This window comes from Paenarthrobacter nicotinovorans (assembly GCF_007670255.1).
Classification (GTDB): Bacteria; Actinomycetota; Actinomycetes; order Actinomycetales; family Micrococcaceae; genus Arthrobacter; species Arthrobacter nicotinovorans_B.
On the sequence record NZ_SZVS01000004.1, the window covers coordinates 48,173 to 61,773 of the forward strand.

Genomic DNA, 13,601 nt, shown 5'->3' on the forward strand with positions numbered 1-13,601 from the left:
ACAGACAAATGATGCTGGTCCGGATTGACTTGAGTAATGCCAGCATCTTCCAGAGAGACCTTCGACGTGCAGCCGGGGTCACGAACCACCATGGCCCGCGCCGTCAGGGCCGAGACCACCAAACTCCTGACACTGCGTCTTTGCTTCAACACCATGGCGGGAACGGTGCTGCTCACCGTACTTCTTTCCTGGATACTGACAAGCCTGATCGACGCTGCCCATAAGGCAGGGAGACCGGAGGAGGCAGCTGGCCTTGAGGGAGGCACAGCGTTTTTGGTCATCCTTCACTATGGACAAATAGGGGTCATCCTTCTTGCGGCATGGTCGATGCACCAGGAATCGGACAGCGGCTCTCTTCGAAGCACCTTGATCAGCCTCCCGCAGCGCGGTGCCGTGTTGGCGGCCAAAGCGATCGTGATTGTCGCTGCCGTTTTCATCACGGCTGTTCTGAGCGTATTTGGCTCTGCAGGGATTCGTTGCGTGGTCATCGACTGCACCGCCGAAAGCAGCCAGATAGCAGCAACTCCACAAGCGGCATCAGGAATCCTTTGGGGCCTGGTCCTTTACTGGATACTCATCGCCCTGTTCACCTACGCCTTGTCGGTTGTCCTGCGCAGCGGGCTCGCAGCCATGGGCACGGTCTTGGCGATGGCCCTCATTGTCTCCACCTACATGGTGAACATCACCCCCCTCGCCAAGTTCCTGCCGGACCAGGCGGGAGCCCAGCTCTACCAACTGCCACCTTCTGCGCCGGGTGACTTGGGACCTGCGACGGGCGGATTGGTCCTCTCGGTGTGGGTGGTCGCGGCGCTGATCGCTGCTCTTGTTCTGTTCCGCCGCCAACCAGTTCGCCGCTAAGTGACATCGACTACCAAGGAGATCAGACAGTGATCGAGATCAAGAATTTGAGCAAGAAATACGGGCAGTCGGACGGAATCATCGACGTCTCACTGACGGCCGAGCCCGGGAAAGTCACCGCCTTTCTCGGCCCGAACGGGGCGGGCAAGTCGACCACTTTCCGTCTGCTTCTAGGCCTCGATCGGGCGGACAGCGGGTCCGCTCTCATCGAAGGAAAGCCTTACCGGGACCTCATCGCCCCCCTGTGGACCGTGGGAGCTCAGTTCGATGGCTCAGGAGCCCACAAGGGCCGGACAGCCAAGGCCCATCTCACCTGGCTGGCTCAATCCAACGGCATTCCGCTCTCGAGGATTGGTGAAGTTCTGGAGCTCGTCGGACTTTCAGACGCCGCCCGGAAGCGCGTGGGAGCATACTCACTGGGTATGGGTCAGCGGCTGGGGATCGCCGCCGCCCTTCTCGGCGATCCACGCATTATTGTTCTCGATGAGCCCACCAACGGCTTGGATCCCGAAGGTATCCGCTGGATCCGTGGGCTCCTGAGGACCCTTGCTGCAAACGGCAAGACTGTCCTTATTTCCAGCCATCTCATTCATGAGGTCCAGCACGTCGCTGACCACATTGTCGTCATTTCCGGTGGCCGCATTGTTCAGTCCGGAAACGTCGATGATCTGGTAGCCGGTCACCATGATCTGGAAGCCGCCTACTTCGACTGGACCGGCAAGGCAGCTAAGGGGAATGCCGCATGAGTACCCTGGTGGCGACTGCCCGAAAACCCAGTCTGTTCCGCGCCGAGCTCACCAAGCTCCTCACTCTAAGGTCCGTGCGGATCACCGCAGCCCTGACGTGGCTCATCGTCGTCCTCATTGGGTGGTCCCAGGCGGGCCCGGTTGGGGATGCGCTCCGAACCAACGACCCCGGGCTTGCCCCAGGGGCGACCCCAGAGACGGTGGGCTTCGACTGGGTTGCGCTGGGACTGATTGGAATCATTGTTATCGGCGTTATTTCCGCATCGAGTGAGTATGTGTCGGACCAACTGCGGAGCAGCCTGGTGGCCGCACCTAACCGCGAGCGCCTGTACTTGGCAAAATGCGCTGCGTTGTCCGTGCTCGTCACGGTGCTGGGTCTGGTGACTATCCCGCTGTTGAGCCTGCTGTCCCAATCCGGTCTCGGCGAACTTTCTGTCGTGAACGGGACCGTTCCAGCAAGCCTCATTCTCCGCTGGCTTGGTGCCATCGCTTTCTGGGATGCCATCGCCCTCTTCGGGTTCGCACTGGGCATCTTGCTCAAGCAGACGCTGATACCCCTGTTTGCGCTGATTGTGGTGTCCCAACTGTCGTTGATGTTGCTCCTGCTGACTCCAACTTTTGCCTATCTACCAACCGTGGCCGGGGTCCTGCTGTTCGACCCAGGTTTGGTTACAGGGTCCTACCCGGACGCGGACCTGGGTACCCTCACCGCTGCGATAGTCAGTTTCACCTGGACAGCCGGCCTTGTGGCCTTTGCTGGATTCAAGTTCAGCACGCGCGATGTCCGTGGCTAGCTGAACCACGACGGCGGTCCTCGCCGAACTCTGAAGCCGGCGCGAAAGCCAGTTTCAGTCTCCGACGACGTGGATTCCCTACTGAAGACACAAACCCTCAATAATCAGCTTGCTTACTAACTCAACCTTCCCTAGGCTTGGACGGGTCAGACAAACAACTCTCGCAGCAGCGGCACACGCCCAAAAAGCAGCCGTACAAGAGGAGGAACAATGTCAGAACACAACATCGCCGGCAAGAAGGTCGCCTTCCTGTTGACGGACGGCGTCGAGCAGGTGGAACTCACCAGCCCATGGCAGGCAGTGAAGGACGCAGGTGGCGAACCCACTCTGATCGCTCCCGAAAAGGGCAAGCTCCAGGGCTTCAACGGCGTGGAAAAGGGTGACACCTTCGACGTCGACCTCGCTGTCGCGGACGCCAACGCCTCGGACTTTGACGCGCTGATCCTGCCCGGCGGCGTCGTCAACGCGGACCACCTCCGCGTGGACAAGGACGCCCAGAACTTCACACGCGCCTTCTTTGAGCAGCACAAGCCAGTGGCATCGATCTGCCACGGGCCATGGATTCTCATCGAGGCCGGAGTGATCAAGGGCCGCAACGTCACCTCGTACCACACGCTCCAGACGGACCTGAAGAACGCAGGCGCCAACTGGACGGACGAGGAAGTCGTCGTGAACCAGGGCCTGGTCACCAGCCGCAACCCGGACGACCTCCCCGCCTTCAACGCCAAGGTGGTCGAGGAAATCTCCGAGGGCCAGCACGCAGGCCAGACCGCCTAGCGTTCAGGACCGGGACAAACGTCAAGTGCCGCCGTCGTACTTTCACAAGAAGTACGACGGCGGCACTTGCGTTTCGCTACGAAGTCGCCTGCCTCTTAGAACAGTGCGGTGAAGACGTCCCAGTCGGCGCCGACCAAGGTCCGGGGCTTCCAACTTCCGGACTTGAACGGGTAGAGGTACATGTACCCCGCGCCGTCAATGCCGTAAATGTCGGTCCAGCCGTCGTAGTCCCGGTCGCCTGCGTTCAACACGCCCTTGAAGGACTGCCAACCGGAGCCGATCACCTTCGAGCCGAGCCAACCACCCTTGCCGTTGGAGGAATAGAGGAACAACTGCCCGCCCACGTTGGTGGCAAGTATGTCTGCGTGCGAGTCACCATCGAAGTCGCCGGTTGAAAAGACCCTGTTGAATATGTTCCAGCCAGCTCCAACTTGTCGTGGGGCCAGCCAGCCACCCTTGCCGTTACCTGGATAGAGGAGCAACCTTCCTTCGCGATCTCTTGCCAGCACGTCATCGTGGCCGTCTTCATCAAAATCACCAGGGGCGATCAGTTCGGTCATTCCTTGCCAACCGACCCCCACACGGGACGCGGGTTTCCACCAATGTTGACCATCAGCGGGGTACATCCACAGCTCCCCCGAGGGCTTCCGGGCGAGTACATCGGCGTATCCATCCTCATTGAAGTCTCCGGGCGAGAAGATCTTGTCAAAGACATTCCAACCCGAGCCAACCTCCTTGGGAAACGCTCCGAATTGCCGTCCCCACATCCAGAGCCTGCCGTCAGTAGTCCGGGCCATCAGAAAGTCGCTGACTTCCCGATTTACATAATTCCGGGACGGGGTCGGGTTGGTTACGTAGGCACTCGAATCCGTTGAAAATCGACCGACCACTTTGCCGTCAAAAGTAACTACGACGGATGCTCTCACAATTCCCCCGCCATCGGCCCCCTTGAGACGGTAGCCTTCGCCGAGCGCCAGCGTCGTCGGAAGATAAGAGGTGGATTCGCTTCTCCAAAGTACTTCCACTTTCGGAGACGCCCCGACAGGAATACCTTTTATTGACGCAATGTCGAAGTCAGTATTCAGCGTGGAACCAATCCACGGCTTGCCTGTTATCGCGAAACGGTTGGCAGTCACGAACAACTGCGACTCTGAATCTGCGGATACCGACTTGTAACCGGGCGTGGTAGTGATAATACGTACCTTGAGGTTGCCCTGATCTCCTGAAAATGTCCACACAGGAAAGGATTCATTTGCCTCAAAGCTGCCGTAATCGACGACCCTGCCGTCCACAATCCATTGCATCCAGATCTGCTTGATTCCCGGCGTCCACGAACCCGGAGAAACCGTTCCATCCACCGCCCCATTCCAATCCCGATCCATCCTCGGCTCAAACTTGGGCGGAACGATGTTCTGCGGCACCAGCAAGAGACGAGACGGGTTCGCCACAGAAAAGTCCAGCAGCTGAAGACGCGGATCCCCTCGCCCGTCTACCGTCACGACTTCTCTGTTACTGTCACGGAGGAATTGAGTAGTTAGCGGGTAGTCCCAGCCCGACTGTTGGTATGTGACAGCGACTGAAGACAACCTCTGCGGGCCGTCGTAATAGTCGTCAGCGCCGATAGTTGCCGTCGCTTCTGCCGTAAAGGCGCCCACTCCAGGGTTCCCCGACCACGTCAGTTTGCGCGCGGTCGAGAGCGACTCATCGTAGTAGTTGAACTCAACGCGTTGCGCGGGCTGACTCAGCGTAAACCGCACCCTCGCGGTTTGCCCAGGCGCAAGCGTCGGCGCAGAGACCAACTCCACGGCTGTGAGCTTAGGGGCTTCCGTCACCACCGTCACGGCACTGGCGGGCGAAGCCGGCAGCGCAACCATCAAAAGGAGCAAAGCCAGCGTCGAGGCCACCAGCCTCGACGAAGAACCAAGGTAACGTATTTTTTCCGGCACGCCGGCAGCAGCACGTGAGCGCACTTCTCCCCCAATATTCAGGCTTTGGATGGCCTGATAGAGGCCTCTCGCTGAGGATACAGCTTTCTCCCAGAAATGGCTGCTATGTGACTGCACCGCCGACCCCAGCCGCGGCGCCATAATGTTGCGCAGGTCACACATGACACATACGCTGGGGTGCGCTGCAGCGTGGCAGCAACCTGATGAAAGGCAGCACATTGACCAGCGAGAAGCTCTCCGTAGTAGTTCGAGTCGACGTTGATGGCGAACAGATCCAGATAGCCGCAACCGGTCACGTCACTACCGCGAGCGTGCAGGGCCTCTACCCGGTGGTGCAGCGAACCAAGAGCCTTGGCGGCGGCCTGAACGTCGAAATGGACCTCTCCGAAGCCATCGTTGATACCGACGCCCTCGGCGAGCTTCAGGTCTACGCTGAGCTCTTCGAAGTTCCTGTCCGCTTGAACACTGAATTGAGCAACGTCACTGAACTGCCGTCCCGTCGTCGCCTCGCCACGGCCGCAGCCTAGAAGGAGAACCCATGCGCAAGGTAACCGCCGGACTGTTCCACTCCGTGGATGGCGTGGTCCAGGACCCGTTCAAGTTCCAGTTCGACAGCTTCGACGAGGACCTGGGCAAGGGCCTGAACAAGATGATCAACACCGTGGATACCGTGGTGCTGGGCCGGGTCAGCTACCAGGAGTGGGCCAGCTACTGGCCGAACGCAACCCAGGACGATGAGTTCGCCGCCTTCATCAACCCTGTCGAGAAGTTCGTCGCCTCCCGCACCTTGTCAGAGCCTTTGGAATGGCAGAACTCGCAGCTGATCAAGGGCGACGTGGAGCAATTCGTATCCGAGCTCAAGAACCGCGACGGCGGCGAGATCGCCGTATGCGGAAGCATCTCCCTGGTACGCCAACTACTGTTCGCAGGCATTCTGGATGAGCTGACCTTGATGACCCACCCCGTGATCGCCGGGACAGGTCGGCGGCTCTTCGAGGACGGGGACCCCCTGAACCGGCTGGTCCTGGAGGACCAGTACGCCACCAGCAAGGGCAACGTCGTCAGCACCTACAGCCTCCGCAAGGACTAAGCAGCCACACCCTCCACCCCAGGCATGAGCCGGCCGCGAGCAACATCACCACGCGGACGGAGCATTTTCACCCGTAGCCCTGCGACCATTAAGGCACCGGGTGAAAGGAAGTCATGGGGGAATGGGTGTGGCCGGCATACATGGGTGTGCTGGGAGGGGTGCTGCTCTTTGGCGTCTTCATGGTGCCGATCGTCGCAGTCCAATACAGAATGTATGGCCGGTTCACGTGGCGGCGCTTCCTGGGGGCCACAGGACTGAGCATCTACGGCGTCGCGCTGGTCGCGTACACCTTGCTGCCCCTGCCCGACCCCACCCTCTTGAAGTGCGGTCCTGGCGGCAGCGCCTTCCAAGCCGTCCCGTTCCAATTCGTGGACGACATCCAGCGCGAAACATCCGGCTTAGGGATCACCGGGACGCTGACCAGCCGCGCGACGCTCCAAGTTGTCTTCAACGTGGTGCTGTTCATCCCGTGGGGCGTCATAGCGCGGCGCTACTTCTCCTGGAACATCGCCGTCTCCACCATCACCGGCGCATTGGCTTCGGCACTCATTGAAGCCACACAATTCACTGGCCTGTGGGGCATCTACGACTGCGCCTACCGCCTGGCTGACGTCGATGACTTCATCACCAACACCCTTGGTGCCCTGATCGGCGCCCTTATCGCGCCCTTGGTGCTTTGGTTCATGCCCCAGCGCCGCGAGCTCCTGGCAGCCCGGGGCCAGAGCCGCCCCGTCACCGTCTGGCGGCGCTGGCTGGGAATGATCATCGACTACGCAGCAGTGACGTTCCTCGGCTTCGCGCTGGTTGTCACCTACAGGATCGGACTACTCACGCTTGGCGCCGACCTCCCCGGAGCAAACGACCCCATCTCCCTGGTCCTCATGCACCTCATTCCCGGCATTCTGGTCTTCTACCTGCCTGCCCTCGCCGGCTCGGGGGCCTCACTCGGCCAGCGCGCGGTGTGGCTGCAACCGCAGTGGCCAGCTTCCCGCCGTCGGCCATTGCTCCGGGCAAGTGCCACGGGCGGACTCTATGTGGTGTTGTTGTTCCTCGGCGCACTGTTGCCGGCGACGGCCTTCGGCCCGTTTACCGCACTCCTGCTCCTGGCTGCATTCGTGGCCGTCCCGCTGACCAAAGCGCGGGGACTGTCGGCCGTGCTCACCGGCGCGCAGATGGTTGATTCCCGCGAAGACGCACGACGCCGGGTGGCTGGCCCAGCTGGCAGACACGCCTAAGTTTGCACTGCTCCAGCGGCGGCGCGACGTGTACCGGATGTGCGTGTGGCCGGCTCGAGGGGGGTCTGCTTTCGGGCCGGCCACACTGTCCGCTCGGGCAAGCGGACGAGCGCACCTCCAGGCGGTCATTAAAGCCCGCCCGGGTTTGTTGCGCCGTGACCGGCCGAGGAGGGGGTCTCAACACCTCGTAGGCCGTGGCTGCTGTTCTGCATCCGGAGTGCGCTCGGCAACCTGTCACTACTTAGTAGTGGGGTGAGCACCCAGAACGTGTCGTGGTCCACGTCATTTTCTTCGGAACGTTTCCCCCCACCCACGTTCCGGCCGTCCACCGTACACTCCTTGTGCCAAAATACTAAGCATGCTTATGGTGGTCGTGGCAGTATCCCTCAACTGATCCAAACAGGACGGGAAACAACCATGGCAATGACCGAGGTGGCTGGTGGCGTTTACAGGTTCTCCGACGCCTACGTGAACTTCTACATAGTAGAGGGGCGCGATGGATTGACGCTGATTGACTCCGGGCTGCCCGCGATGTGGGGACCCCTGAAAGATTCGCTTAAGGCCCTGGGTCATTCGCTGGAGGACATCAGGGCCTTGGTGCTGACGCACGGCCATTTTGACCACTTGGGCCTCGCCAAGCGCCTGCACCAGGAGCTCGGGATTCCCGTCTGGATCCACACAGAAGACTCCTACATAGCAAGGCATCCCTACCGCTACCGGCATGAACGCTCGCGATTCGTCTTCGCCCTGACCCATCCGAGTGGACTCCCGGTTCTGGCCAGCATGACGCGCGCAGGAGCCCTCAAGGTCAAAGGCGTCGAGGAAGTCCGCCACTTTCCCGGAACCGGCGCCCTTCCCGTGCCGGGCAGCCCCGAGATCGTCTTCTCCCCCGGCCACACCAGCGGACATTGCGGACTCTTCCTCCGCGAGCGCGGCATTCTTTTCAGCGGTGACGCCCTCGTCACCCTGGACCCCTACACGCAGCGAACAGGGCCGCGAATTGTCGCAGGGGCAGCAACGGCAGACAGCGCACTGAACCTGGCGTCGCTGAAGCAGCTCGCGCAAACCGGAGCAACCTTGGTTCTTCCCGGCCACGGCGAACCCTGGACCCGGGGCATTGAGGAAGCGGTGACCATCGCCCGTGCCAACGGCCCCGCCTAAAATGCTACTTTTTCCCTGCCTTCAGGTCAGAAACAACCTTCGCGATACGTCGCGCGCGGGTTTCCTCGGTCTTGGCGTCGCCAATCGGCTCCACGTAGCGCCGCTGGGCACTGTAATTGAGGGTCCCGTAGAAGGCTTTCGCGTCCGGTTCAGCATCCAGGGCCGCGGCAAGATCAGCCGGGACCTCCACGACGCGCGGCTGGGTATCAACCTCGAGACCCACCTGCACAGTGTCCCCCGCGGCCACGCCGGTGAGCTCGCGGTTCGCCGCGCTGACGCCCACCATGTACTTCCCACCCATCACCGCGATGCTGCTCCGATAGCTGCGATCGTTGATGGTCACCACCACTGGCGGCTTTTTCCCCGCGCCGAGGGCGTCCACAACGTGCGACGGAACTTCGATGCCGGCCTTATTGCCATCGCCCACGATGGTGGTTGTGAACTCCATGCCCCAAGTATGCCGTTAGGCGCCAGTAGACGCACCCCATCGGCAAGACTAGGTTTCATATAACGCCCCGACGCCCAACCCAAGGAGAGAGACCATGGACGAACAGGATCTTCTGGAACGAATCCAGGCACTCGTGGAGGAGGAACACCGGCTCCGTGACGCGCCTTCCGATGACGAAAGCATGGGGGACAACAGCGACAACCGTGCGCGGCTGGCCCACCTTGAAGCGCAGCTGGACCAGTGCTGGGACCTGCTCCGCCAGCGGAGGGCCAAGAAAGACGCCGGAGAAAACCCCGATGACGCCGAGGCCCGCCCCATCAGCGAAGTCGAGGGCTACAGGCAGTAGCCCAACACTGAGTGGCTACGCGCCCTCAAGTACCTGGCTGGTAGCCCACGCCAGGTACTTGGCGGCGTTGGCTACGGCGTCAGCCACATCCGGGACGCCATTCTTGCGCTGCGCGACATCCAGCAACTGCGCCGCAGCCACGATCCCGTGCTTCGCCAGCTCTTCCGGGGTTACGGTGATGCGCCCGGCCACCGCGACCACGGGAATGCCTTGAACGCTCGCGGCGTCCGCCAATGCAATGGGGGCCTTCCCGGTAAGCGACTGCTCATCCATCGACCCCTCGCCGGTGATCACCAAATCTGCCTCGCCCAAATGGGAGGCGAGCCCTGTCAGTCCCGCCACAAGCGCGAAGCCGCCTTCCAACTCTGCGTCAGTGAAGGCAAGGAACGACGCCGGGAACCCGCCCGCTGCTCCAGCGCCCGGAACGTTGACATCGCGGCCGCTCGCTTCCCGAAGGAGCGATGCCCAGTTGCGGAGACCGGCGTCGAGCTTTTCGACGGCGTCAGCGTCCGCGCCCTTCTGCGGACCGAAAACGTGCGCCGCGCCTTCGGCGCCGTACAGCGGGTTTTGGACGTCGACGGCGATGCGGAACTTCACGGCCGGCAGCCGCGGATCCAGCTCCGAAACGTCCAAAGCCACGACGTCGCCAAGGGAACCTCCGCCGAGCGGCACCACGTTCCCGGCTGAATCAAGGGGCTTGAGTCCCAGTGCGCGCAAGGCCCCGCTGCCGCCGTCGGACATCGCGGAACCGCCCACGCCCAACACGATCTCAGTGGCACCGGCCTCCAGGGCCGCGGCGATGAGCTGGCCACATCCGTAGCTGTGGGCGCGGAGAGAGTTCTCCGAAGTTGGCTCCATGTGAGCCAGCCCGGAAGCCATGGCCGTTTCGATGACAGCCGTCGCTCCGCCGAAAGAGTCCTTACGGATGGCCCACGACGCGCCCACCGGTTTCAGGATGGGCCCGACGACGGCGTTGTTCCGCTCCTCGTAGCCCGCAGAAATTGCTGCATCCAACGTGCCTTCCCCGCCGTCGGCAACAGGGAACTGCGTGGTCACGGCATCCGGATAGACGCGGAGTGCGCCTTCGGCCATGGCTGATGCGGCTTCGGCGGCGGTCAGGGATCCCTTGAACTTGTCCGGGGCGATGAGGATACGCATGGATCCATCTTGCCAGTTTTCCTCGGAAAGCGCTTGCCCACGCAGCAATCCGCGCGAGTATTACCCGCCGAGAACGCGCACAGGCTCCCCGGCCAGCCACGCCTTCACGTCCTCGAAGGCCTCTCCGTAGAACTTCCGATAGCTTTCGTGCGTCACGTATCCCACGTGCGGCGTGAGCACTGTCCGCGGAGAATGCAACAGCGCATGGCCGGCGGGGAGGGGCTCTTCCTCGAAGACGTCCAGGGCGGCACCACGGATCCAGCCTTCCTCCAGCGCGCGGATCAGGGCGCCCTCATCGACCAAGGGTCCACGGGCAGTGTTGACCAGCAGCCCGTCCGGACCGAGCAGCCTCAGCTCCTCAGGGCCCACGATGCCCTCGGTTCGCTGGGACAGCCGGAGATGCAGCGTCACGATGTCCGACTCGCTGAACAGTTCCTCCTTACTGACCAAACGGGCACCCGCGGCCTCAGCAGCGTCGGCCGTGAGGTTTTGGCTCCAGGCCAGCACGTCCATACCGAACGCCGCGGCATACCCGGCGATGCGCTTGCCGATCTTGCCAAGGCCAACGATCCCGAGCGTCTTGCCTTCAAGTTCGAATCCGACGCCGGTCTGCCACTCCCCCGCGCGCAGAGAGTTCTCCTCCACAGGCAGATTCCGCGCGAAAGCCAGCAGCAAGGCCCAGGTCAGTTCCGGTGCCGCGGCGGGCGATCCACCTGTCCCGCACACCACGATCCCCCGCTCGGAGGCCGCCTCAAGATCGATTGCCGCGTTGGCCATGCCGGTGGTTACCAGCAGCTTCAGGTCCGGCAAAGCATCGAGGACGCTTTGCGGAAAACGGGTTCGCTCGCGCATCGCGACGATGATGTCGAACGGAGCCAAGGCGGCCACAGCCTGCTCCTCCGAGACGAAAGGTGCACTGAAAACGGTGACCTTCACGCCGTCGTCGAGCAGTGACTCCCAGGGCGCATAGTCGCTGGAAACCTGCTGGTAATCGTCAAGAATGGCCAAACGGTACTCGGTCACGGGAATCTCCTCAGCTCGCATGCTGGACGCGTAGGTCCAGCCTCTCACGTCAGGCATCTTTGACGGAGTGAATTCCGTCCAGCTATCGCATCGGGAAGCGAAAGATTCTAACGTTGTAAAGAACATACCGTTCCCGTGCCGAAGGAGACACCTTGACCGATTCATCGATCCCCAAGCCCGAACACCCCCGCCCGCAACTTGTCCGCGACACCTGGCTCAACCTGAACGGCACCTGGGATTTCGAGATCGACGCCGGAGACTCAGGTCTGGAGCGGGGACTCACCCATCGCGGACTCAACAGCGAAATCCTGGTTCCGTTCGCCCCGGAGTCGGCCCTGTCGGGCGTGGAGAACGTGGACTTCATGGAGGCCGTTTGGTACCGCCGGACGGTGACCATTCCACAGGACTGGGCAGGGCTGAAAGTCCTCCTGCATTTCGGGGCCGTGGACCACGATGCCACGGTCTGGGTCAACGGCGTCGAAGTCGCTCGGCACCGGGGCGGCTTCACGCCGTTCACCGCTGATCTCAGCGACGTCGCCGAACCCGGAACGGACGCCGTCGTTGTGGTGCGGGCCCGCGACTCCCGGCACGACATGCAGGCCCGTGGCAAGCAGGCCACCTGGTACAACAACACCCATTGCCAGTACACGCGTACCACCGGGATCTGGCAGACAGTGTGGCTGGAAGCGGTCCCCGAAGTCCACATCAAGCGCCTCCGCGTGACTCCCAACCTGGCTGATTCCAGCCTGACCATCGAGATTCCGCTGTCCCGCAACCACCAGGGCCACACAGTGGCTGCAACCCTTCGCGCCGGAACAGACACAGTGGCCGAGGCCCAAGCGCGTGCTGACCTCGATCTGGCCCCCTCACTCCGTTTGGCAATACCGGCGGAGCAGCTCCGGCCATGGTCTCCCGAGGACCCCTTCCTCTACGACCTGGACGTGGCCATCAAAGACCCCAGCGGGGACACTGTGGACAAGGTCACCAGCTACGCCGCGATCCGCTCCGTGGCCCTGGACGGCAAAGTTGTCCGCATCAACGGCAAAGCCGTCTTCCAGCGGCTGGTCCTCGACCAGGGCTACTGGCCGGAATCGCTCATGACCTCCCCGGACGACTCCGCCCTGGTCAAGGACATCGAGCTGTCCATGGCTGCCGGCTTCAACGGCGCCCGGCTGCACCAGAAAGTCTTCGAGGAGCGCTTCCTGTTCCATGCAGACCGCCTCGGCTACCTCGTATGGGGGGAGTTCGGGGACTGGGGTGTCTCCGGCGGCGGCACGATCGGCCACAATCAAAAGCCGACGGCCAGCTTCGTGGCCCAATGGCTGGAAGTCCTCCAGCGCGACTACAACCACCCCAGCATCATCGGCTGGTGCCCGCTCAACGAGACCCACCAGCACCTCCACGATAGGATCACCGTCCTGGACGACGTCACCCAGGCCATGTTCCTTGCCACCAAGCTCGCCGATCCCACGCGTCCCGTGATCGACGCCTCGGGCTACTCACACAGGGTCAGGGAAACGGACATTTACGATTCCCACTCCTACGAGCAGGACCCTGACAAGTTCCGGCTGGAACAGGAAGGCCTCGCCGAAGGCAAACCGTTCCTCAACCACGCACACGATGGCGTGGACTACTCCGTCCCCTACAACGGCCAGCCCTTCTTCGTCTCGGAGTTCGGCGGGATCTGGTGGAACGAGGCCGAGGCCAAGCAGGCAGCGGAAGCCGCGGGCACCGACGTCGAAAGCTCCTGGGGCTACGGCCAGCGGGTGGCCAGCGAGGAAGACTTCTATGAGCGGTTCGAGGGCCTGTGCAACGTCCTGCTGGATAACCCGGACATGTTCGGCTACTGCTACACGCAGCTGACGGACGTGTTCCAGGAAAAGAACGGCATCTTCAACTTCGACCGCAGCGACAAGTTGGACCTCGAAAGGATCCGGGCCGTCCAACAGCGCCAGGCCGCCATCGAACGCGGCTAAGCTGCCGGTCGCTTACGCGCAGATGCCCGACGGCGGTACGTAC

General features: G+C 62.1%; 14 protein-coding genes. 10 read left to right on the forward strand and 4 right to left on the reverse strand.

What is annotated here, in order from left to right:
- The first annotated feature begins 36 nt into the window (after window positions 1-36).
- The 4 genes from FDP28_RS07375 to FDP28_RS07390 all read left to right on the forward strand — a co-directional run bounded on the left by FDP28_RS07375 (window position 37) and on the right by FDP28_RS07390 (window position 3,175).
- Window positions 37-858 carry a hypothetical protein gene (locus FDP28_RS07375; RefSeq protein ID WP_144660066.1) on the forward strand — a complete coding sequence of 274 codons (822 nt, stop codon included), beginning with the start codon at window positions 37-39 and terminating at the stop codon, window positions 856-858.
- 29 nt (window positions 859-887) lie between these two features.
- Complete coding sequence (locus FDP28_RS07380; RefSeq protein WP_144660067.1) at window positions 888-1,604, forward strand: ABC transporter ATP-binding protein; 717 nt, start codon at window positions 888-890, stop codon at window positions 1,602-1,604.
- A complete protein-coding gene (locus tag FDP28_RS07385; RefSeq protein ID WP_144660068.1) occupies window positions 1,601-2,398 on the forward strand; it encodes a hypothetical protein in 798 nt (265 codons plus the stop codon). The genes FDP28_RS07380 and FDP28_RS07385 overlap by 4 nt, the downstream gene beginning before the upstream one ends.
- Before the next feature lie 210 nt (window positions 2,399-2,608).
- Complete coding sequence (locus FDP28_RS07390; RefSeq protein WP_144660069.1) at window positions 2,609-3,175, forward strand: type 1 glutamine amidotransferase domain-containing protein; 567 nt, start codon at window positions 2,609-2,611, stop codon at window positions 3,173-3,175.
- A gap of 95 nt (window positions 3,176-3,270) precedes the next feature.
- Here the strand turns inward: FDP28_RS07390 and FDP28_RS07395 are convergent, their stop codons facing one another.
- Entirely contained in the window at window positions 3,271-5,283 is a 2,013-nt protein-coding gene (locus FDP28_RS07395; RefSeq protein WP_260842380.1) for an FG-GAP repeat domain-containing protein, read from the reverse strand.
- A 56-nt stretch (window positions 5,284-5,339) separates the two neighbouring features.
- Here FDP28_RS07395 and FDP28_RS07400 point away from each other — a divergent pair, with 56 nt between their 5' ends.
- From FDP28_RS07400 to FDP28_RS07415, 4 genes are all read left to right on the forward strand, one after another.
- The gene (locus tag FDP28_RS07400; protein WP_260842381.1) at window positions 5,340-5,648 is read left to right on the forward strand and encodes a hypothetical protein; all 309 of its coding nucleotides are present in this window, start codon (window positions 5,340-5,342) and stop codon (window positions 5,646-5,648) included.
- An 11-nt stretch (window positions 5,649-5,659) separates the two neighbouring features.
- Window positions 5,660-6,211, forward strand: a complete 552-nt coding sequence (locus FDP28_RS07405; RefSeq protein ID WP_144660071.1) for a dihydrofolate reductase family protein — start codon at window positions 5,660-5,662, stop codon at window positions 6,209-6,211.
- Window positions 6,212-6,324: 113 nt separating this feature from the next.
- Window positions 6,325-7,446, forward strand: coding sequence for a VanZ family protein (locus FDP28_RS07410; protein WP_144660072.1), 1,122 nt, complete (start codon window positions 6,325-6,327; stop codon window positions 7,444-7,446).
- A 417-nt stretch (window positions 7,447-7,863) separates the two neighbouring features.
- Entirely contained in the window at window positions 7,864-8,607 is a 744-nt protein-coding gene (locus FDP28_RS07415) for an MBL fold metallo-hydrolase (RefSeq protein ID WP_144660073.1), read from the forward strand.
- Window positions 8,608-8,611: 4 nt separating this feature from the next.
- Here FDP28_RS07415 and FDP28_RS07420 read toward each other — a convergent pair whose 3' ends face one another.
- Window positions 8,612-9,055 carry a YdeI/OmpD-associated family protein gene (locus FDP28_RS07420; protein ID WP_144660074.1) on the reverse strand — a complete coding sequence of 148 codons (444 nt, stop codon included), beginning with the start codon at window positions 9,053-9,055 and terminating at the stop codon, window positions 8,612-8,614.
- A gap of 94 nt (window positions 9,056-9,149) precedes the next feature.
- Here FDP28_RS07420 and FDP28_RS07425 point away from each other — a divergent pair, with 94 nt between their 5' ends.
- Window positions 9,150-9,401, forward strand: coding sequence for a DUF2630 family protein (locus FDP28_RS07425; RefSeq protein ID WP_144660075.1), 252 nt, complete (start codon window positions 9,150-9,152; stop codon window positions 9,399-9,401).
- 15 nt (window positions 9,402-9,416) lie between these two features.
- Here FDP28_RS07425 and FDP28_RS07430 read toward each other — a convergent pair whose 3' ends face one another.
- Together FDP28_RS07430 and FDP28_RS07435 are read right to left on the reverse strand one after the other, a co-directional pair.
- Window positions 9,417-10,559, reverse strand: coding sequence for a glycerate kinase (locus tag FDP28_RS07430; RefSeq protein ID WP_144660076.1), 1,143 nt, complete (start codon window positions 10,557-10,559; stop codon window positions 9,417-9,419).
- A gap of 60 nt (window positions 10,560-10,619) precedes the next feature.
- Window positions 10,620-11,582: a D-2-hydroxyacid dehydrogenase family protein gene (locus FDP28_RS07435; protein ID WP_260842382.1), complete on the reverse strand. Its 963-nt coding sequence runs from the start codon at window positions 11,580-11,582 to the stop codon at window positions 10,620-10,622.
- A 152-nt stretch (window positions 11,583-11,734) separates the two neighbouring features.
- On the opposite strand from FDP28_RS07435, the gene FDP28_RS07440 reads away from it, so the two are divergent.
- Window positions 11,735-13,558 carry a glycoside hydrolase family 2 protein gene (locus FDP28_RS07440; protein WP_144660078.1) on the forward strand — a complete coding sequence of 608 codons (1,824 nt, stop codon included), beginning with the start codon at window positions 11,735-11,737 and terminating at the stop codon, window positions 13,556-13,558.
- Window positions 13,559-13,601: the final 43 nt, after the last annotated feature.

Coding starts and splice junctions, on each gene's coding strand:
- FDP28_RS07375 (WP_144660066.1), top strand. CDS start 37: ATGCCAGCATCTTCCAGAGAGACCTTCGACGTGCAGCCGGGGTCACGA.
- FDP28_RS07385 (WP_144660068.1), top strand. CDS start 1,601: ATGAGTACCCTGGTGGCGACTGCCCGAAAACCCAGTCTGTTCCGCGCC.
- FDP28_RS07390 (WP_144660069.1), top strand. CDS start 2,609: ATGTCAGAACACAACATCGCCGGCAAGAAGGTCGCCTTCCTGTTGACG.
- FDP28_RS07395 (WP_260842380.1), bottom strand. CDS start 5,283: ATGTGTGACCTGCGCAACATTATGGCGCCGCGGCTGGGGTCGGCGGTG.
- FDP28_RS07405 (WP_144660071.1), top strand. CDS start 5,660: ATGCGCAAGGTAACCGCCGGACTGTTCCACTCCGTGGATGGCGTGGTC.
- FDP28_RS07410 (WP_144660072.1), top strand. CDS start 6,325: ATGGGGGAATGGGTGTGGCCGGCATACATGGGTGTGCTGGGAGGGGTG.
- FDP28_RS07415 (WP_144660073.1), top strand. CDS start 7,864: ATGGCAATGACCGAGGTGGCTGGTGGCGTTTACAGGTTCTCCGACGCC.
- FDP28_RS07420 (WP_144660074.1), bottom strand. CDS start 9,055: ATGGAGTTCACAACCACCATCGTGGGCGATGGCAATAAGGCCGGCATC.
- FDP28_RS07425 (WP_144660075.1), top strand. CDS start 9,150: ATGGACGAACAGGATCTTCTGGAACGAATCCAGGCACTCGTGGAGGAG.
- FDP28_RS07430 (WP_144660076.1), bottom strand. CDS start 10,559: ATGCGTATCCTCATCGCCCCGGACAAGTTCAAGGGATCCCTGACCGCC.